Genomic DNA, 21189 nt, shown 5'->3' on the forward strand with positions numbered 1-21189 from the left:
CCATCTTGCCAACCTGCCCGCGACGTGTCACGCGAGGGAGTCTAAGGGCAGTGGTCCCACCCGCGGCGCCGGATGAGAGGGAGGTCGCACGACGAAGTGACGCAGAAGGTGTGACGGCACGACTCCGCCTGCGGCCTGGCCTGCACACACCTCGCGGAGCTGACGGAACGGCACTTTTGCGGACCCGGTGAAGCCCCGGTGGAACGCCTGTGCGCACCCGTCCTTCCCGTCCTTCTCGGTACCGGGGTGCTACGCCTGTCCCCGGGGCCGCAGATCGGGCAGCAACGGCACCATCCGGTCCCACCGCCCGATCTCGCACCCGTCCCGACGGTCGTACGAGACATCCACGGGCCGCCCGGCCCACACCCCGGTGACATGCGCGGTGGCGGGCCCGCCGTACTGCATGGTGCACACGCTCCCGTCCGGCACAGGGGCGAAGGTGTCCCGCCCCCAACGGGCCCCGCGATCGAGTGCACCGCACGCGCCGGCGACGTCGGGATGGGTCCCGCCTCCGGGATGGCAGTACAGGTCGTACGTCCCGTCCCTGCCACGGCCCGCGTCGCGCACGGTGACGGTGAGGTGATCGCCGGCCCGGTCCTCGTCCCGGACGGGGGGTGGGGCGATGGTGAGGGGACCGGCTTCGGCGTAGGCGGCGGGGGCGATGAGGGTGGGGGCGAGGGAGGCGGAGGCGGCGACGGTGAGGAACAGGGTGGCTAGGCGGCGGGTGGGGTGGGGGCGACGGGTGCGGTGGGTGCGGTGGGTGCGACGGGGGGCTGGGGATGCGTGGGTTGCCGGGGAGACGTGCGGCGGCTGGGGGGAGGACGGGACCGGCGAGACGTGCGGTAGCGGGGAGATGGGCGGGACCGGAGCGAGGTGCGGCAGCGGGGAGATGCGCGGGACCTGGGAGGCGTGCGAGTCCTGGAACATGACCTGACTAACGCCGTCCGGGTCGGGACGTTGCGCCCTCCCGGCGGGCGTCGCCGGGTGCGGAAGTGCTTTGCCCTGCGGCCTGCACGCCTAGTACCGTGGGAGGCGATTGGTGACACCGCGCTCGACTGTGTCATCATCTGCACGCACCACTCGCGCTCGCGCGGGCGGCTGTGCGGGAGGCGTCGCCTAGTCCGGTCTATGGCGCCGCACTGCTAATGCGGTTTGGGCCTTAAAGCCCATCGAGGGTTCAAATCCCTCCGCCTCCGCGCAAGATCACCGAAGCCCCGGTCTCAGGACCGGGGTTTCGTCGTTTCCGCAGGTCACAATGGCTGCGGCAAACGGATTTCACATGGCGGCGGCAGTCATGTAATGTTCTTCCTGTCGCCACGAGCGGCCCGAAAGGACCAGGAACGGCACACAGGACAAGCACTCGTAGCTTAACGGATAGAGCATCTGACTACGGATCAGAAGGTTGCAGGTTCGAATCCTGCCGAGTGCACAGCAGATCGAAGGCCCCGGAGCAATCCGGGGCCTTTGGCGTTTCGGGGGCGTACGGCAGCGAGGCACAGCAACGCCGACGCCAGGCGCTGATGTAAGTCGCCGATCTCAGCCCGCTCTGCTGCCGCCGCCCATCGCCGTGGACAGCTTGCCGAGCGCCACCTTGGGGTGAGCCTTCAGCGCGACCAGGAGCGGGCTGCACGTGTGCCGGGTGTTCGGGAGCGGGATGACCCGGAGGCCGGCGCGCACGGTCTCAGTCGCGTACGCCAGGACCCGCGTCACATGGACGATCCGCCCGGTACTCTTCCTGCCGCTCGCGCGTCGCCAAGGTGTCGAACTCTCCTACTGTGCCCACGACTTCAGGCTGGCTCAGCGATGTTGTCGGGCGACAGCCTCGGACTTCTCGACCCAGTCGAGGTACCACTCGGCGAAGTCGACCTGCGTCTGAGGCGCTCCGAGAGGGTGGAACGTGCCGTCCCCGGGACGTTCGTCAAACCACATACGGCCGCGTTCCGGCCCGGAGAGGACGAGCCAGTGGCAGTAACCGCAGCCCTCGTGGCTGAGGTTCACCGCCCCGGCCGTCGACCACTCGAAGAGCGCCTCGTCCTCCTCCACCCAGGCACGACAGGCCGCACGGTACGCATCCTCATCCGCGAAATCGGCTTCCACGGGCTCCTTGTCACTGTGTGCGTCCTGGACCCGTGCACTCTCCTCCGGGGCCGGGAAGGGCAACCGCAACCGGTCGTGCGGCATGGCGCCATCCACTTCGGACCACAACCACCCGGCACCGCTCCGGCTCAAGATGCTCAGCCCGTAGCCCGGCCCAGCGCCGCCGGCGCCGACCTCAAGCAGAAATCCCCGATAGTCCGCCGGCAGCAGGATGCCCCACTGAGCCTCCACCGCACTGACTTCCGCCTCCGACAGCGGATCGGCAAGCCGGAAGTGATGGCCACGGGCCCCGTATCTGTCCCAGGCCCCAAAGACCTGCCGCGCCCGATCCGTGCGAGCCAGCGCCGTCACCCGCGCACGGACACCGCTCCAGTCCACCGCCCCCATGAACCGAAGCGTAGGCCAAAGCACCTGAACCGAGCCGAGCAATACCCAGCAGCTGCAACCACGGCATCACGTCTCAACCGAGACCGGACAACCCCACGCGACCGACTGAGTTACAACTTTCTCTACTGATTCAAGGCGGCTCGCTCCGCTCCCCGCGCGGCCTGGCCCCCGACCGGGTCTGCACTCCTGTCTCCGCCCCGCTCCAGCCCGGCCGGCGTCCGTGTCGCGCTCAAAGCCTGCAGCCACCTCGAGAAGGGGTACGTCGTGGCTGGGGCGGTAAGCTCCACGGCTTTAGGCAGCCACTTTGGCGCGAGCCTCTAAGATCATTGCCCCAACGTCGTGCTTTAACGGGCAGTCCACAGACTGCCCGACTCGCCGGAAGCTTAAGGGGCCATGATCACTTGCCCCAAAGCAGCTCCAGCCCAAAGCCGCTCCGCCGACCGGAGCCGTGGGCGACACGAAACGGGGCGCGGATAGCTGCTAGACATCGCGTTCCTGTGGTGGAGAGCAGTCGGTGCGACCACCGCCACGGCGGACAAGTCGGCATCAAGCAGCGGGCCGCCGCCCCCGCCGACGAGTCACTCAACCTCCAGAACGCTGGCAGCGCCACCCAGCACGTACGAAGCAGCCTCTACGACTCAGCAGCCACGCTAGTGGCAGCGCACCGGCCGGCGCGCGAAGAACCGGCACCCGCCACAGCCCACCTTCTAGGCCCGGCGATGCAAGCGCTCCCCTTCGGCCGAACGTTCGCCCAGCAACAGAGTCCACAGAAAGGGCCGGGCAGGTCAGCCTCTCGTCGCCAACCGTCGAGGCGAAGGTCCAATCCCCTCGCCTGGATGAGCCTCCTTGGTACCCACCTGAGGTTGGTACGCCTCAGGAATCGGGACAGGCGCGACGGCACGCGGAACGCTCAGCTGCCGCTCGGGCAGCAAAGACGGCGCTCCCGCCAAAAGACGAGACCTGGCTGAAGCCCCGCCCAGTTCAAGGTCTCTCACGATTGTCCGCCCCAGCACCTCTGCAAGCAGCGGAGGGGTCGCGTTACCCACCATCCGCCGACCAGCGCGGAACGGCTGCTCGATGCTCCAATCGTCAGGGAAGGTCTGCAAGCGCATCTGCTCACGCACAGAAAGGGGCCGATTGTCCCAGTGGAACGGCCCCGTGCTCGGCCCAGGAGAGGCTGGCAAGGTCCAGGACGGTCGATCCTTGGCCAGCTTCAGCAGAAACGACCAGTACCGGGTTCGCCATCCGAAGAGTTCCTCACCGTCGCCACGAGCCGTGAGATGGAGATAGTTGCCACCTTCTGGGATGGAAGGCAGTAGCGCTGCCCATTGCCCTGTAGCAACAGGCTTCTCATCCTCTTCAAGATCCCAAAGCACGTCCCAGGCCCGCGTCGGGTCGCCTGCGTGGGTCGCCTCCGGCAGGTGAACCTCTGCACCGTCCCGGTACGCAATGCCGATAGCCCGACGTCGGTGCTGAGGCACCCCGTAGTCAGCTGCATCAACGACCTTGGCCACCATCCTGTAGGAGGTGCCATGCCGATCGTTAATACCCGCGAGCCCCTCGTCAATGACCTCGGAGGCGTTCCCGTCCCCTCTCAAGAACCCCTCAACGTTCTCGACGAGCAATGCCCTAGGGAGGAAACCTTCAACCAGGTCGAGCATCCCATGCACACACTTGGCTCGGTCGTCCTCCATGCCGCTCCGGGCAGTCGAAGCCCACTGCGCAGCCTTTGAAAACGGCTGACAAGGCGGCCCCCCTGCAATGAGGTCGAGTTGCCCGCGCTTCATCCCTAGCGCTCGGGGAGTGAGGTACTGGGCAGCAGTGTTGACATCACCGTTGCCAGGCATGGCCCATCCCGGCCGATTGGCTGCGAGCACGGCCCTGGCGTCAGCGTCAACTTCCATGCAAGCGACGGTAGCCAGCCCAGCCTTCTCCAGACCCACGTCAAGACCACCCGCTCCTGTAAACAGAGAGAGCACCTTCCCCGTGGGCCGGGTTCGCGCTGACGATCGTGCGGCGGTCAACGGAGGCACTCCCCGAAGTAGATCTGCTCAATGTCTTGACAGAGGGAGCTCACCGGAGAAAACCGCAGTTGTCAAGGCAGTTGGGCAGTTAAGCGGGCACAGGCATCGAAGAATATCCGACAGGTGTTCGAAAAGCGACCAATGTCCTACCGATGGGCTAACTTCTTCCTACGCAGATGAGGGGGTTGCCCATGGACTATGAAAGCTGGAACAGAGTTCTCACGGAACACTTCTTCCCCCTCCGTGAAGCGGCAGCCCCTGTGTACTTATCGGTAGACGATGCCCTACTCACCGAACTGCTGACCAGTCACACCCAGGCTGCCACAACGCCCCCGACTGCAGCCGAGAACTTCCAAACTGCCATCAGGAGCCGGGTCTTCGGGCGCGACCCCTTCGAAGGGATCGCCTCCCGTGCTCGCCGCTGGCGCCGACACGGGGCCGCGGGCAACCCGCCCTTCATCGCGCTCCTCGCAGCAACAGTGCTCGCAGCCTCCAGGATGAGCCGCTCCGACAGGTTTTCCTACTATGGCCCGCTCCGCGAGCTGCTCGGCCTGCACGAAGGCTCCGGCATGCCAGACGGCTACGACGTGATCGTCCCCACCCTGTGGGATCACCTGAAGTGGTGGCTGATCGAGCATGAACAGGGCCGACGCGGCCTGCCCTCCGCCATTCCCCATCCGACCCAGGTCAACATTGGCTGGTCCCTGTCCCAAGCCGTTCTGGTCGGATCGGACCGCGTGCAAGTCGGGCTGTTCCTGTCAGCGATCGGAGCCCAGCCGGGAGACTCGGTCCCCGAAGCGGAACTCCTCGCCCGGTTCCAGGAGTGGGTACGGCTCAATCGGCCCAGCCCACGGATCCAGCGCGCACTGGCATCGCCGGAGTTACGACCGATCCTGGCGAGCATCGTGCAGCAGGAACTCACCCACTACGACGGGCTCCCGAGAAACTCCGCTGGCCTGCCGTGTGTGCCCTTGTCTCTCACGACCGAAGCCGGCGGTTTCCCGTATGGCGTTGCAGCCCGCATCCCCTCCCACCTCCGTCTCGAATCGCTCAGTCTGAACGGCGACGTCATCAGGGTTCCCTCGGGCGTGGAATGGTTACCTCTCACGCCTCCGGACCAGGAACTCACTCCGGGATCGGCACTCGAACTGGCCGCCGACACCGCCACACTGATGCTCCCCGCTCGCGACCTCTACGTCCTCCAGGCCAACGACTTGGTCGGGAAGTGGACATCCGTCAATGCAGCGGAAATCGGGGTGCCCCATCGAGTACTGGTGAGGACTGCCTTCGCAGCGCAGGCCGAGGCGGTGATGCTCGCTTGTGGATCAGACGGCGTACGTCAGCCCCGCAGGGTTCAGGTGCCGCCCGGCTGGACGTTGTTCAGCGGCTACACACCGACCCAATCCGCGACGGTCTCCGGCGTCGTCGGCCCGCTGGCCCCGCTGCACCAGCAGTTGGCCCGCCTGTCCGGCGGCCTCCGTATCGATGGCGGCAAACAGACCTACCTCCTCGGGTACGCACCTGACCTTGTTCTGCCAGCGATTCCCGATGACCATCCGCGCACCGTCACCATCGACGGGGTGCCCCTGCCGCCGGTTTCTCAGGTGCCGACGGACACGATCACGATCCGGCTAGCGGAGCGAGTGCACTCCGTCGGCGAGCACCAGATCGAGGTCGGGAATCGCAAACTCACCTTCACCCTGGTCGAGCGCTACCGGGAGAGCGTTGCCCCACCACTACTAGCGCTCCCTCCGAGGAGTGCCAAGCTGGCCACCATCCCCAGCAGGATCCCGAACTCGGCAAGTCCGTCGACGCTCGCTTCCTGGCTGCCGCCCGGCCATTTGTCCGGCTCGTTCTTCGGAAGCTATCGGCTCGATCCCCTTCCTCCGACGAGCATCCTGCGCCTCGGCGGCTCGATCTACGCCCTAGGCGGGAATCGCCTCGCTGCCCAGCTCGTTCCCGAAGCGCCAGCCTGGATCGCCACCATGGACCATGTGCCTCACGCGATCGACATCGAACCGTTACTCGCTGCTCTGCCTTTCCAAGCTGTATGGCTGCTTCAGGTAACCAGTTCCCAGAACGCCAGGGCCTGGCTAGCCCCGATCGTCCAAACCGGCTCGTATAGCCCGTGTGACGCCCCCTCAGGGAGCTGGACAATTCTCAGTGAAGCTGACTGGCGCAGGCTGACCTCGCGAAGCATCACCACCGCAGTGGCTTGCGCACAAGACTGGACCGACTACACGGCAGGGAAGTGAATGGTGCACGACGAGCTGCTCCTGTGGTGTTCCGAACGCGGCGCCGGGAACCTCGATGCCTTCCAAGACACGTACACATGGCTGGGGAAGGGCAAGCAGGAGAGTTCCACGCTGGACTGGCGCATCGCGCTGTACAACCTGCAGATTCTCAGCCATGTCGAAGTGGACTGGGAAGCCCGGATCTGGAGTGTGACGCCACCGGTCCTCACCACCTTGCCCAATTCCGGAGGGCACGCGCTTCTGGTGGGGCAAAGGCCGCTCTGGCTCATACAGCGGCTGGAACGGCTGCACGAAGACCCTGACCCTGGTATTGCCGCCCTCGCGCAGTCCGTGGTAGCACTTCCGCCACACCGACAGGCCGACGGCCCGTCGGTGCGGATAGTGACACTAGCGGATGCTGAAGAATGCCGCGCTCTCTGCGAGGCACTCGGTATCGCCTTCGAGGACCGCGCTGCGGATCAACTCGTTCTACGTCTTCCCCGCTTTCAAGAAATGCTCACCGAACGTGGCGTACAGCGAGGGCCCGGCGGCATCGAGCCTCAGAAGATGTCCGAGGGGGGCAGCGACCTCTGGACAGATGTCGAAGGCCACGGCGAACCACCGCTCCACGGCGCCTACCGATATCAGCGCTACAACACCCACCGCTATATCTACTGGATCGGCATGAGCGGCTTCATCGCCGACAAGCGCACCGTGGTGTACGCGGAACTCGCGCGCGCAGAACGCTGGGTGCTGCGGTACAGCCCGCTACAGCGGGAACTTTACGCGCCGAAACGCATGCAGCTACCGCATCTCCACGCCCGCGCCGCCGTGCTGCGCAGCGGGCTGCTGCCGCAACTAACCGCGCTCGATCCGCAGGCAGCGCCAGACCTGCATTCGATGCCTGAGTACAAGAGCTACGTCAAGTACGTGAACATTGACGAGGCATTCGCCAGACAATTGGCTGAATCTCTCTACCAGAAACTTCAACTCGTCCCCTAAGTCCGGACCCCGTGAGGATCTTGATGTCTGGCATCTCTCCGTCGGCCGTCCACGGCCAACTTGCCGAGTATTTCCAGCGCTACTACGACACCGCCTACTCGCTTCGCGATTCTTCGGTGGGCGAGGAACTCAAAGAGCTACTTTGCACTCCCGGGGTCCTCTTTCAGGATCCATATCTGGAGCTTTTGCCTCAATATGTGCAGTCAGCCCAGACCCTGGAAGAACTAGCGGTGGAAATAGGGGTTCCGGAGTTCGCCGGACTTCTGGGAGCCGGGCTGCTCCGGGGAATCCCCAGGCTCTATACCCACCAGGTGGAGGCCCTGAGGGCAAGCAATCACGGACGGGACATCGTAGTGACGTCCGGAACCGGTTCCGGAAAGACCGAAGCCTTTCTCGTCCCGGTGCTAGCCAGACTAGCCAATGAATCTCGTCAGTGGGCACCAGCAGGGTCCCAGAGCGCCGAGGAGCGGCCCTGGTGGCGCACATCACGGCACTGGCAGGCCCAGCGCCACGGAGGCGGCCGTCCCTCGGCCATGCGCGCCATGTTTCTCTATCCAATGAACGCGCTAGTGGAGGACCAGCTGATCAGGTTGCGACGCAGCCTGGACGCACCGGACGTACGCGGCTGGTTCGACATGCACCGTAACGGCAACCGCTTCCACTTCGGCCGCTACACCGGCCGCACCCCGGTTGCCGGCCCGCTGGAGCTAACCTCCAGGTCGAATTCCTCCAAAATGAAGGAATTGCGTAGGGCTCTGGCCTCGATGGAGGACCGAAGCCACCAGCTGGAGCAGCGCATCGCGGACGGCCTTGTGGAGGACGAGGAGGCCCGGTACTTCCTCCAGCGCCCCTTCGGGGCTGAGATGCGTTCTCGTTGGGACATGCAGGTCGCTCCGCCAGACATCCTCATCACCAACTACAGCATGCTCAACATCATGCTCATGCGCCGAGACGAGGATCCCATCTTCGATCGGACTCGTAACTGGCTGAAGAGTTCCAAGGACCACGTCTTCAGCCTGGTGGTGGACGAACTCCACATGTACAGAGGTACTCAGGGTACTGAGGTCGCCTACCTCCTACGCAAGCTTATCGACCGCCTCGGGCTGTCCACCGATTCCGACCAACTGTCCGTGATCGCCACCTCCGCCTCCATGGATCCGGAAAACCCGGTGGACCGGAAGTTTCTGAGCGACTTCTTCGGACGATCAGCCGACCGCTTCTCCGTGCTCGCCGGTGAACGCGTCCGGACCAAGGGCAGGACCGATCTCATGCCCTGGGCAAACACCGTTGGCCAAGGAACAGGTGCCCTGCCACCACTTCCTGACCGGCACGCGGCGCTCCAGGCCGCGTTCAGAGCGAGCGACGAGGACGACTCCCCCCGAGCGAAGCCGCTGACCGACGTGTCGGCCAAGCTCTTTCCTGGCCTCGCACCCGATAAGGCACTGGAAGCCACCGACGCACTCATCTCGCGCCTTGACGGGGAGGCGGATGCCGGCTCGCGATTCCGGCTCCACCTGTTCTTCCGGAACGTCACCGGCATGTGGGCGTGCGCGGATCGCAACTGCTCGGAAGTCCAACCACGCACCGCGGAGTCACCGGCGGAACGCCTGGTCGGAAAGCTCTACAGCCGGCCCAGGTATGCTTGCGAATGCGGCGCTCGCGTCCTGGAATTGCTGTACTGCGACACGTGCGGAGAGGTCTTCCTCGGCGGATTCCGTTCTCCGAACCTCGGCCACGATCCCACGAGGCGCTACCTGGTCTCCACCGCAACCGATCTCGAATCCCTCCCGGACAAGGCGCGCTTCGATCGCACCGCCGATGTGTACAGCATCTTCCTGCCTACTGCCGGAGAACGCTCCGATCTCGACCTATCACCGCACAAACATAAGGGTGGCCGACCGAAGGCAAAGAATCGACCGGAATACACGTTCACCTTTGTTCCGGCCGTGCTGGATCCCGCGAGCGGCAAGGTTGGCAGCTACCCGAACGAGGAGAACAACGGGTACCTGCTGGTGGCGCAGAGCCAACCGCAGGGCCACCTCGGGAAGGTCCGCGCCTTTCCCACCGTCTGTCCCTGCTGCGGGGAAGATAAAGAGATCTTCAAGAATGTCCGCCAGTTCGAGGACCCGTCACGTTCCCGGTCCCCCATCCGCACCATGGGTACAGGTTTCGAGAAGTCCAACCAGGTCCTAACCGATGCCCTCAAGAGGCAGCTGCAGACGAAGATCGTCGTCTTCTCGGACAGCCGACAGGACGCGGCCCGCATCTCGGCGGGCTTGGAGCGGTCGCACTACCAGGACTTGGTCAGGCAGCTCGTGATCGCCGCCCTCGACCATCCGAAGGATCTCGTGGCGTTGGCAGCAGAGTTCTTCAAGGGGAACCAAGCAGGCCAGGCCGCGCTGACCCAGCTCACAGCGACTGGTTCACCCGATCTGGTTGCAGCAGTGGTCGCCCTGGCCCATGACAGCCTCACCCCCGAACACGAAAGCGTGCTGGCGGACTACCGGGCCCAGCAGAAGGGCCCGACACTCGTCGAACTCGGCAATGAAGTCAGCGCACAAGCAGTTACATACGGCGTGCATCCCGGTGGGCCCTCGTTTTCACTGAGCGCTAGCACCGAGTCACGGAGCTGGACCAGGCTCTACGACTGGACCAGTGGCGTCCCGATCCAGCGGCCCGAGGCTTCTCTCACCAACGATCTACGCGTCCTGAGTTCTGAAATCCACAGGACAGTGCAGGCACAGGTCCAACAGGCGGTCTTTGCGGGAGGCGGCCGCGACCTGGAGTCGCTCGGCATCGGCCATGCCGCTCAGGACATCACCTTCAAGAGCCGGTCGCTGGATGACGAGGTCTTCCGCCAGGTGTGCCTGTCCACGCTGAGGCTGCTGGGTGTGCGTCGCCAGTTCCAGGAGCAGCGCCCTGAGCCGCCGGCGAATCTGCACACAGCAGCGAGGAAATACATCAACGCCGTCGCACAGCGTCATGATGCATTCCCGGACGCACTGGTCCAAGAGGTGAAGAATGCACTGGGGCTGAGTGACGCGGAGCCCCGGATTGAAGGGCAGAAGATCAGGATCGTCCTGGCCGGCGGGACAGAATGGCGCTGCGAACGGTGTACCAGAAGGCACCTCCACGGCTCCGCGGGCGTCTGTGCCTTTTGCCTCAGTTCACATCTCGTTACTGAACCCCTCGACCCAGATTCCGTCACCCTGGACGACTACTACACCTTCCTGGCCCGGGAGGCCGGGATCCCCTTCAGGCTCCACTGCGAAGAGCTGACGGGCCAGACCGACAACGACGATGCACAGGCTCGGCAAGCCCTCTTCCAGTCGGTCTTTCTGAGCGGGAAGGACATCGAGTTGGTCGATGAAATCGACCTACTCAGCGTCACCACCACGATGGAGGCTGGCGTCGACATCGGCGCGCTCCGCGCGGTGGTAATGGCGAACATGCCACCACAGCGCTTCAACTACCAGCAGCGTGTGGGCCGGGCCGGCCGCCGACTCGATCACCTGTCCATCGCCCTGACGCTGTGCCGTGGCACCAGGACCCATGACGACCACTACTTCCAGCACCCCTATCGGATCACCGGCGATCCCTCGCCTAGCCCGTACGTGGATCTCGATCGCCGGGAGATCCTGCTCCGTTGCTACGCCGCAAGCCTGCTGACTCTCGCCTTCCGGTCGGTCGAGGGGACGTCCGACTGGGATCCGGGACGCAATGTCCACGGGCCCTTCGGGACCGTCAGCGGATGGCCATTGGTGCGGGATGACGTCCGTACCTGGCTGGCCGACAACGACATCGCTAAGAGACACGCGGGCCAGGTTCTCCTGCAAGGGGCGTCTCCTGGCGCGCCTTCGCTGGATGATCTGGTCTCCTGGGCCACTTCCCGCCTCTACTCCGAGATAGAGGAAGTGGTGACGAACGCGCCGGACGCCGGTCCGCTCAGCCAGTCGCTCGCGGAACGCGGAGTGCTCCCCATGTTCGGATTCCCCACCCGGGTTCGCAACCTGCATCATCAGAGGCCGCACGGACCGGAACTCACCGACGTCATCGATCGGGACATCGACATCGCCATCTCGGAGTGGGCGCCCGGCGGTGAAGTGGTCAAGGACAAGGCGTTGCACACAGCAGTCGGCCTCGTGACGTACGAGCCCGCCGGCGGGCAGTGGTTGCCCGGCAAAGCTCCGGACAGTGATCGTCTCATGGTGGGCATCTGCGCCAAGTGCCTCTCCGTCAATCTCCGCGAATCCGAGCATTCGTGTCCTGTCTGTGGGGCCACCGCAGGAGAAGCCGGTGACTACCGGATGCTCCCGTCGTGTCAGCCGCTCGGCTTTCGCACCAGCTACAAGGCTCAGGATTACGACGGCACATTCGAATTCACACCACGCGCGTTCTCCGCGCGCCTCACCCTTGACACAACATCAGCGCTCGTCCCACGCTGCACTAAGGCCGCTGAATTCAGGAGCGGCCAGGGACGCATCGTGGTGGTCAACGCAGGAACTGGCGAGGGATACCAGTTCGGCAAGGTCAAGGGACACGACGGTCTGCTGGACACAAAACTCCTGGCTGACGCCGACCGCGCGAGAGATCTGGGCCTGCCCACACAGCATTCGGTCAGCAACGAGGAGAAACTGGCACTGGCCTCAGTGAAACTGACCGACGTTCTTTTGGTCGGCCTCCGCGAGCAACCCGCCGATCTGGCACTCGACCCGAGGCGGATGGCCGCAAGGGCTGCTTGGCTCTCACTCGGTACGGTTTTCAAACTCGCTGCCGTCAGGCTACTGGACATTGACGGAAGAGAACTCTCGGCGGGTCTCTATCCCGACCGAGGAGAAGAAGAGGGCAGTGTCAAGGCTCAAGTGTTCCTCTCGGACACCCTGGAGAACGGTGCCGGATATTCGACCTGGCTGGGGAAGCGCCCTACCGACTTCCTGCTCGCCGCACGTGAGGTCGCGGCCGATCTCACCCGCCACCGCTCTGGCAGCTTGAGGGCCGGGCCATGCGACTCGTCCTGCTACGACTGCCTGCGGGACTACAGCAACAGCGCCTACCACCCGCTGCTCGATTGGCGCCTGGCCACACAGATGGTCGAACTGCTCGATGGGGGGAACCTGGACTTCACCGCCGAGGAGGACTATGCATTCGAGCGAGTCGAGCGGTTCGCCAGAAGCTTCTCGCACTGGAAGGCTGATTCCTCCCACGGCTTGCCAGTCCTGAAAGACATCCAGCACGAAGATCTCGCTGTACTCATCACCCATCCTCTTGAGTCCTGGACCGGTCCCGCCCGCTCGAAGCGTGTGACCCGAGCGCTAGCCTCACTGGAGGCAGAGGGCTTCGAGGTGTTCGAGTCGTTCGAAAACCCGGTGCTGGACAGCGAACCGCCACAGCGCGCGATCGTCGCAGTCGACACGTTCGAGCTGCTTCGGCGGCCCGGCTGGATCGAGTCGAGACTGCAGAGCCTCTTCGATTGACCGGTCGGGTAGAGGGCAGGGACCCCTTTTGGGGCCCCTGCCTTCTGGCACCGCCTCTCCCGCGCTTCCGCGCACCTAGCAGTTCCGCGTATATGAGTTCTGGTGGACACACGTCTGGAGTACGCTGATGCATTTTCTTGTAGTGCCTCGCAGCGCGGGCTTCACCGTGCCGTCCAGCCTTCCGGCACTCGTCCTTCGGCGCGACCTTTGGGATGATTTTGGATTCAAAACCATGTTCGATGCTTATCTGTATCCTTCCCGAACAGAGGCATCTATTGACTTGGGATCCGTCAAGATCATAAAAAGAGGACAGAGCGGCGGCGCCACCGAGATCCCCGAAAGTTTCGTCCAGCTCGATGATAGTTATTGCTCACTCGGGCAAGCGTTTTCCTACTATGAAGCGCTACACGGACTTCCGGTCGAATTGCGTGACAGTGTTCTGTTCGGGCTCCGCGATATAGCTATCGACACCTCACTCAGGGAATCGTTCGCCAACGAGCCGGCGATGGCCGCCTCACTCCTGCGTTACGGGAACGCCGAACTCGCATTGAGAGACGCCACAGCCCTATTCGAAGGAACGATATCCTCGCAGGACAGTGAACTCGGGTTCACGTTCAGAACGAGTGTTGGAGGGGATCCCTTCTCCATTAACTTTGGTTTCGCAGATCGCTACCCCCTGCCAGGCCGCATCAACGTCGTCGTGGGCTACAACGGGTGCGGAAAAACGCAACTCCTTGCCAACCTAGCCAACACCGCGCATGCAGACCTTACCGACCGAGCCGACGAGAGCTTCATCCGGCGGTACGGAGAATTCCCAGGAACAAGCGGTGCGCCACGCTTCTCATCGGTCGTAGCTATCTCATATAGCGCTTTCGACACGTTCGACCTACCAGGGAAGAACCGACAAGAAGAGGATCGGTTGGAATCCAGCGGCGAGGTCTCCGGATACACCTATTGCGGCCTTAGGAGATACAATCGCAGCCTTGATTCCCACACGCCCCGCACCGGGTCACTCAAGGGTGCCGAGGAGATCCAGGATGACATCATGTCCGCCCTCGTTAGGGCTAGTACGCCCGAGCGTAAACAGAGGCTGACAGCAGCCCTCGCTCCACTGAGCCGAGAGCCTTCCTTCAAACGAGTTGAGTTGTCCAACACCTTCGCCTTCGACAGTGATTCGTGGCGGAATTCTTTTTCTGGCCTCAGTACCGGACACAAACTCGTGCTCAACATTGTCGTGCAGCTTGTAGCACACCTGGAGCCCGGATCATTGGTTCTGATCGACGAACCCGAATCCCACCTGCACCCTCCCCTCTTGGCTGCCTTGCTCAAGAGCATCAGCATATCCCTGGACCAGTTCAACTCCTACGCCGTGATGGCGACGCACTCCCCGGTCCTCCTCCAGGAAGTCCCCAGACGTTACGTCAGGGTCCTGCAGCGTTTTGGAGATCTCACACTTGTCGCCAACCCAGAGATCGAAACTTTTGCAGAAAATGTAGGACTGCTCACGCGCCACGTATTCAACTTGGACAGCAGCGCGACCGACTATCACTCAACCCTCCGATCCATGCAGGAGAGCTTGAACCTGGATGAGATCATGGAACTGTTCGACGGCGAGATGAGCGCACAGTCCATTTCTTTCCTGGCGAGCATCAGCCGCGATCGGCCCGGTAGATGATTCGACTTCCTCGCCCGGACAGAGATCGCCTGGCCGACCTCGATCTCGCCGTGAGCCGTAGACGACCATCCTCTCGGCGTGTCCTCATGGGAGTGCGCGCGGGAATCATCGACGCCTATGGCGACTACGAGGACGTTCTGCGAGATATTCGCCGGTTTACGTCGCTTGCCCACGGTTCTGATGTGCTCACCAAGGTCCTTCTGGGGAATTACGCACTCCTAGACAAAGGCCGTCCTCTGGAAGATCTCAGAAACTCGATCTTCCGAACAGCATTGACCCGTAACTCTCGGTGTCCGCTGTGTGAAAGAGCCCAGGTTTGCGCCCTCGATCACTTCCTTCCGAAGAATGTATTCCCGGAATATTCGATCCTGGCCGATAACCTAATCCCTGTCTGTGAAAGGTGTAATCGACTAAAGGGGGATGAGTGTGACAAGATAGACGGACTACTCATGTTTCACGCATACTTCGATGAATTCCCGGACGTCGAAATATTAGTCACGGAAATAGACGTCGAAAGCACCGTCTCAATCAGATACTCTTTACATCGCTCCGATAAAATAGACAACCTCACCTTCATGAGAGTCGAAAAGCAGTTCAAGATACTTGACCTTTTCGATTTCTATCAGATGGAGGCCATAGCCGAGCTAACGGACCAAATTGATCTTTACGATGAAACATATATCTCCCTCGGCGATTCAGGATTGCGATCAACTCTTAGCGCCTTGGCTCGAGGAGCCGAGAGGAAGGGCGTAAATCACTGGAAGGCGGCACTTTATCGTGCCCTGTCTAGAAATGCAGAATTTTGTAGCGGCGGCTATCGGAAGCTACTCACATCGCCGATGGCTTGACGGCGTCAAATCTGGCGAGACCGCAATGGTAGGTAGCCTGGAGTGCTAAGGACAGCGCGGACAGCTGGGTTGTTTCCAAGGAAGGCCAAGCGGATCGTCTTCGCCCCTGGAGCCGCACGGTCACGGACCGCCGAGGATGAAGCCAAGCAGGCGGCCGCGGACGCTTAACATCTGACCGCACTGAAGAAGAAGCTCGGCATTGTACCTCGCGCGGACGGCTCCTCATACCGCCCTTTCCGTAGCGGCTTTTCCGCTCTCTGCAAGGGCCGTTGACAGCCAGGTGGGTACGAGGATGTGCCGGGCCTGCCCCTGAGTAGAGGTAGAACATCGAGCGCTAAGCAAGTGACTGTCTAACTGCGTGACAACGCCGACGAACACCGGCGCACGACCGCGAACGTCTGCGGACCATCAGTGCAGGTGAGGCCCACACCGGCCCAAGGCAGCACCCACACCTAAGTTGCTTCGGGACGAGGAGGTCGTCGCCCAAGGTCTCACCCCCACGCGTCCGCCGGCGCGGCATACTCAGACGAACGTCACCAGGCAGCGTGGCTGAGGCCCGGTGGGGGATGCCCTGTCACGCGCGCGCCTGATCAGTCGAGCGCCCGCAATCGTGGCTAGCGTTCGTCGGCTGAAGCCCAAACGTCGAAGGCCCAGGTTCCGCGCGGAGTGCTTCGCGGTGGAGGGGCGAAAGGCGTGCCATTCGCGTGCCAGATCCTGTGGGGACTCACGGCGAACCGTGAGGACTAGGCCACGGAACTTCCGACGCTGGAAAACAGTTCCGCCGCAGTTCAGTGGGGTAATTGACCCCAGAGAACCCAAGCCTCCCAACCTCATAGCACGGCTTCAATCACTTCCATTCTTCTTAACGTCTTGCTAGAAGTACGCAGAAATCCTCAAGGATCTCTGGCGCCAAAACGCTGTGCTGAAAAACTGCACGGTGGGGTGGTATGCAGAGCAGGCCCTAAGTCAGTGCCCGGGGAGGGCCATGTTTGGACGTAGGTCAGATCATGGGAGCGATCCGGGGCCACTTGCTAATATCGCCCACACTCTCGTCAGGATAAAACCAACAATCGTGAAGTCCGTTCTCGGCGTGACTGCCGCGCTTGGATTCACTGCTGAGACATTTGAGCCCCTAGGGAACTTTCTAGAGAAGAGCTGCTTCCGGAGGGTCACTACTGGCTCTAATTGCTCTCATAATTTTCGATGCCATAAGTGAACCCTCGGAATCGGCAAAAAATACTGGGCCACACATTCTTGCCGAGGTCGAGGAGATGCGGGAGCATGTAACCAATGCTTTTACGCAAAAGATGCACATGTCGATTTCTCAGGGTTCACGATGGAGAGTTTAGTTGCCACCCTGCGGCCAGCACTGCGACAGATGGGCAACACTCGAGTCAGAAATCGGAGCATCAGAATACGAGCGATGATTGCATACTTGGACGCTCCGATGAACCTACCGAGCGTCCTTGTGCCGATAAGTGACCCTGAGCCAGCATCGCGCGCACGAAACGTTGAAGACTCTCCAGCTCTTAGGGGAAAAATTCAGAGCGAAATTACAGGAAGGAGCAAAAGAAGGTTACGGCAATTACTGTACGATGCTCGGGAAATGAACCCTCAACTACATATAAGCTGTGAGTTGCGAGAATCACCCGTAGATCCTGCCTTTAAGCTATGCATCCTAAATGACGAGGTGGCGCTACTCGGTCTATACGGCATCAAGGGGAGTGAGTTCCTTCATGATGGCGAGAACCATAGAAATATTGGACGCCTCATCCTTTGGAGTATCACCCGGCGATGTAAACATGATTGCTTGGAGTCGTCGATCAAACATAGAGGTTAACCGCAAAATTTTCGAGTAATACTCCGAATGGTTTGAATATTTGTGGGATCTGTTGGGGTACGCTTCCTCGCCTCCTCGTACTGGAGAAGATGGCTAGGTCGCACCGTCTATGTCCTGTTTCATTGGGTCGATTCTTGGAATGGATCTCGTCGTACTTGATCAGTCGTACTCCGTCTTCAGAGGGATAGAAACGCAAGCCCTGCTGCGATCCGATCGCTGAACTCAAGCAAGTCGAAGTAAGCGCGGCGGGCCTGGGCCATTTCCTCCTCCCCAATAGCGTGCCGAATGCAGTCGGCCTTGCCGAGATCACCACCATGCCTCACCACATGGAGCTGCCGACCATGTGCACCACCGTCACCGGTGAGGTGATCTGGCACGCGGACCACAACCATCGAGTGAAGATCCGCCTCGACGAATGGAACGTGCAAGGCTGATTCCCTTCGAGTAACCGCACCGCTGCACCACAACCGCACCAGATCCAGCGGGAAGCCACGGTGAAAGCAACCAAGCCCAGCGAGGCCCCTGTTCGACCGTTCTCCCAGGTACGCCCATACCAGCCCCAAATTCCCCCAGCTTCCCAGGCTGAGCACCCATAGCGTTGAGCGGTTGGAACCGAGCCCACCACTTCTAGGGTTTCTATTTACACGGAGTGCCGAGTCGCTACGCTGGGTTGCCAGTGCGCAGCCGGGCTGCAAGCCAGGGGGTAGGCGTGAATGCGGAGATCGTTCAGTTGGTTGAGGAGGCGGGCCCGTACCTGACGGCAGCTCTGGGTGCCTACGGTGCAGGAGTGTTGACCAGGACCGAGGACGCTGCAGTGGAGGCGACCGCGAATCTCGGCCGGCGCGTGCTACATGCGCTGTGGCAGCGCCACGACGAGCAGGGGCGGGCCGATCTGGAGACCGCCGTGCATGATGCGGCTGGCGAGCTGGGCGACGCTGATGCAGCAGCAGTGCTGCGTCAACACCTCAAGCGGGCGCTGCGTGACGACGAGGGATTGCGGCGGGAACTGGCTGCGCTGTTGCCCAATGCGAGTCGACCATTGACGATAACGGCATCTGGTGAGCGGTCGATTGCAGCCCAGGCGATCGGCACCGCCGTCACCGGAGACAACGCCACGCTCCGACCATGAGCATCCAGGAACCGGCCGCGGGTGGCGCGCGGGCATCGGGCACGCGGTCGGTGGCTGCTGGCGGCAATATCGGGGTCGCAATCACGGGGGACGACGCTCGTGTCGTGCTTCTGCCGTCGGAGGCGGTGCGCTGGGCGCAGGAAATACAGGCGCCACCGGGTGTAACGAACCTGCCGGACTCAGCGTCGGGGCTATTCGTTGGCCGTAGCAAGGAGCTGGAGGGGTTGCGGAGGCTGCTGACCACGGAGGGCGAGGCCGCAGTGACCCAGTCCCCATCCCGGACGCAGGCAATCCATGGACTTGGCGGGATAGGCAAGAGCGCTCTCGCCCTGCACTACGCCCATAGGTACCGGCGGGAGTACCCGTTGGTGTGGTGGATCACTGCGGATAGCTCCGACCAGATCATCACAGGGCTAGCCGCACTGGCAGTAAAGCTGTGTCCGCAGTGGGCGACGGTTGCGGATGTAGTAGAGGAGCGGGCCGCTTGGGCCATCCTGTGGCTACAGTGGCACCCCGGCTGGTTACTGGTCTTCGATAACGTCGAGGACCCAACCGACCTGCGCCACTACCTCGGCACCCTGCCAGACGGCCATCACCTGGCCACCAGTCGCAAGGCTACCGGTTGGCACGCCATAGCTCCCACCATGCCTCTGAGTCTACTGGATGCGGACGCGTCTGCCGATCTGCTGTGCACCCTCGCATTGGGGAAGGGAACATCCCCCAACCCTGACCAACACCGAAACGCCGCTGAACTGGCGAAGGAACTGGGGTATCTACCGCTGGCCCTGGAGCAGGCAGGGGCTTATCTGTTCCAGACCGGCACCGAGCTGGGAGCCTACCGGGAGGTTCTCGGGCAGCTGCTGGACACGGCAACTGATGGAATCGATCCAAAACGCACCATCGCCCGCATCTGGAATCACACCCTCGTCGCCATTAATGACCGAGACCCGTTGGCGGTCACGCTGCTGCACACCATGGCCTGGCTGGCCCCCGACAACATCTCCCGCATGTTATTCGTTCCCTTGGCCCCGGACTCCGTAGTCCTAGGCAGCTCCCTGGGCGTTCTGCACGCCTACAACATGATCGCCTTCACTGCTGACCGCCAGGGCATTAGCGTGCACCGCTTGGTCCAGGCGGTTCTGCGTACCCACACCACCGTGGAGTCTGATATCCCCTGCCCCGGTCGGCGAGAAGCCGAACAGGTGATACTGCAAGCAATCCCCGATGAGGGCGCCCCCGATTCAGAACAGACACTGCAGTGGGAAGGGCTCCTGCCTCACGCTTTCGCCTTGGCCGAATCCACGCCACACGACAGCCCCGCTTCTGTCGAGACCGCCGCTGCTTACCACGCCGCTGCCCAATACCTGGATCGACAGGGCCGCGACGCCCACACCATCCGCTTGCGCACAGCTGCCCTCACCCAGTGCGAGCGGGCGCTGGGTGACACCCACTCCGACACCCTGACGAGCCGCAACAACCTCGCCAGCGCCTACCAGGCGGCAGGGGATCTGGGTCGGGCGATTCCGCTGTACGAGGCCACCCTCACCCAGCGCGAGCATGTACTCGGCAATACCCACCCCGACACCCTGACGAGCCGCAACAACCTCGCTTACGCTTACCAGGCGGCAGGGGATCTGGGGCGGGCGATTCCGCTGTACGAGGCGACCCTCGCCCAGTGCGAGCACGTGCTCGGTGCCACCCACCCCGACACCCTGCAAAGCCGCAATAATCTCGCCGGCGCCTACCGGGTGACAGGGGATCTGGGGCGGGCGATTCCGCTGTACGAGGCGACCCTCGCCCAGTGCGAGCACGTGCTCGGTGCCACCCACCCCGTCACCCTGCAATGCCGCAACAACCTCGCCTACGCCTACCACGCCGTGGGGGATCTGGGGCGGGCGATCCCGCTGTACGAGGCCACCCTCGCCCAGCACGAGCGTGCACTCGGTGACACACACCCGCACACTCTGATGAGCCGCGACAACCTCGCCGGTGTGTACCGGGTGACAGGGGATCTGGGGCGGGCGATTCCGCTGTACGAGGCGACCCTCGCCCAGTGCGAGCACGTGCTCGGTGCCACCCACCCCGTCACTCTGCAAACCCGCAACGACCTCGCGGAGGCCTACCATGGGGCAGGTGACGTGAGGCGAGCGATCCCGTTGCTTCAGGCCACCCTCTCGCAGCGCGAAAGGGTGCTCTCCGACACCCATCCCGATACCCTAACCAGCCGCAATAACCTCGCCGACGCTTACGAGTCGGCGGGGGATCTGGGGCGGGCGATCCCGTTGTATGAGGCCACCTTGGCCCAGCGTGAGCAGATTCTGGGTGACACCCACCCCGACACCCTGATCAGCCGCAGCAACCTCGCCTACGCCTTCCAGTCGGCGGGGGATCTGGGGCGGGCGATCCCGTTGTATGAGGCCACCGGCTTCGAGCGCCGCTACGGCGTTCTGAAGCGGCTGGCCTCCTCCCCGCTCCCGCG

11 protein-coding genes, 2 tRNA genes and 2 pseudogenes are annotated in these 21189 nt (G+C 62.8%); 11 read left to right on the forward strand and 4 right to left on the reverse strand.

Going from position 1 to position 21189, the window contains the following annotated elements; translation table 11 throughout:
* Nucleotides 1–249: 249 nt before the first annotated feature.
* Nucleotides 250–708, reverse strand: coding sequence for an SSI family serine proteinase inhibitor (locus ACWDR3_RS15255; RefSeq protein ID WP_450352963.1), 459 nt, complete (start codon nucleotides 706–708; stop codon nucleotides 250–252).
* Between the two features lie 397 nt (nucleotides 709–1105).
* On the opposite strand from ACWDR3_RS15255, the gene ACWDR3_RS15260 reads away from it, so the two are divergent.
* Nucleotides 1106–1196, forward strand: a tRNA-Ser gene (locus ACWDR3_RS15260).
* A gap of 160 nt (nucleotides 1197–1356) precedes the next feature.
* Nucleotides 1357–1429, forward strand: a tRNA-Arg gene (locus ACWDR3_RS15265).
* A 107-nt stretch (nucleotides 1430–1536) separates the two neighbouring features.
* Here ACWDR3_RS15265 and ACWDR3_RS15270 read toward each other — a convergent pair.
* A pseudogene (locus tag ACWDR3_RS15270) lies at nucleotides 1537–1680 on the reverse strand (site-specific integrase); the annotation flags it as partial.
* Between the two features lie 117 nt (nucleotides 1681–1797).
* The gene (locus tag ACWDR3_RS15275; RefSeq protein WP_450352950.1) at nucleotides 1798–2484 is read right to left on the reverse strand and encodes an SMI1/KNR4 family protein; all 687 of its coding nucleotides are present in this window, start codon (nucleotides 2482–2484) and stop codon (nucleotides 1798–1800) included.
* A gap of 473 nt (nucleotides 2485–2957) precedes the next feature.
* Here ACWDR3_RS15275 and ACWDR3_RS15280 point away from each other — a divergent pair.
* A pseudogene (locus tag ACWDR3_RS15280) lies at nucleotides 2958–3131 on the forward strand (XRE family transcriptional regulator); the annotation flags it as partial.
* A 138-nt stretch (nucleotides 3132–3269) separates the two neighbouring features.
* Here ACWDR3_RS15280 and ACWDR3_RS15285 read toward each other — a convergent pair.
* Nucleotides 3270–4517 carry a DNA cytosine methyltransferase gene (locus tag ACWDR3_RS15285; protein ID WP_450352951.1) on the reverse strand — a complete coding sequence of 416 codons (1248 nt, stop codon included), beginning with the start codon at nucleotides 4515–4517 and terminating at the stop codon, nucleotides 3270–3272.
* Nucleotides 4518–4699: 182 nt separating this feature from the next.
* Between ACWDR3_RS15285 and ACWDR3_RS15290 the strand changes: the two genes are divergently transcribed.
* The 8 genes from ACWDR3_RS15290 to ACWDR3_RS15325 form a co-directional block, all read left to right on the forward strand.
* On the forward strand, nucleotides 4700–6763 hold the full coding sequence (locus tag ACWDR3_RS15290; protein WP_450352952.1) for a hypothetical protein: 2064 nt from the start codon (nucleotides 4700–4702) through the stop codon (nucleotides 6761–6763).
* A 3-nt stretch (nucleotides 6764–6766) separates the two neighbouring features.
* Nucleotides 6767–7744, forward strand: a complete 978-nt coding sequence (locus ACWDR3_RS15295) for a hypothetical protein (RefSeq protein WP_450352953.1) — start codon at nucleotides 6767–6769, stop codon at nucleotides 7742–7744.
* 23 nt (nucleotides 7745–7767) lie between these two features.
* The gene (locus tag ACWDR3_RS15300; RefSeq protein WP_450352954.1) at nucleotides 7768–13218 is read left to right on the forward strand and encodes a DEAD/DEAH box helicase; all 5451 of its coding nucleotides are present in this window, start codon (nucleotides 7768–7770) and stop codon (nucleotides 13216–13218) included.
* Nucleotides 13219–13450: 232 nt separating this feature from the next.
* Nucleotides 13451–14893 (forward strand): AAA family ATPase, encoded by a 1443-nt coding sequence (locus ACWDR3_RS15305; protein WP_450352955.1) that lies wholly within the window; start codon nucleotides 13451–13453, stop codon nucleotides 14891–14893.
* A gap of 92 nt (nucleotides 14894–14985) precedes the next feature.
* Complete coding sequence (locus ACWDR3_RS15310; RefSeq protein WP_450352956.1) at nucleotides 14986–15741, forward strand: HNH endonuclease; 756 nt, start codon at nucleotides 14986–14988, stop codon at nucleotides 15739–15741.
* Between the two features lie 2118 nt (nucleotides 15742–17859).
* Nucleotides 17860–18015 (forward strand): hypothetical protein, encoded by a 156-nt coding sequence (locus tag ACWDR3_RS15315; protein WP_450352957.1) that lies wholly within the window; start codon nucleotides 17860–17862, stop codon nucleotides 18013–18015.
* Between the two features lie 275 nt (nucleotides 18016–18290).
* Nucleotides 18291–18710, forward strand: coding sequence for a hypothetical protein (locus ACWDR3_RS15320; RefSeq protein WP_450352958.1), 420 nt, complete (start codon nucleotides 18291–18293; stop codon nucleotides 18708–18710).
* On the forward strand, nucleotides 18707–21189 hold a 2483-nt coding region (locus tag ACWDR3_RS15325; protein WP_450352959.1), incomplete at its 3' end, for a tetratricopeptide repeat protein. The genes ACWDR3_RS15320 and ACWDR3_RS15325, both read left to right, overlap by 4 nt.

The sequence above is a fragment of the Streptomyces sp. NPDC001002 genome, from assembly GCF_053599215.1.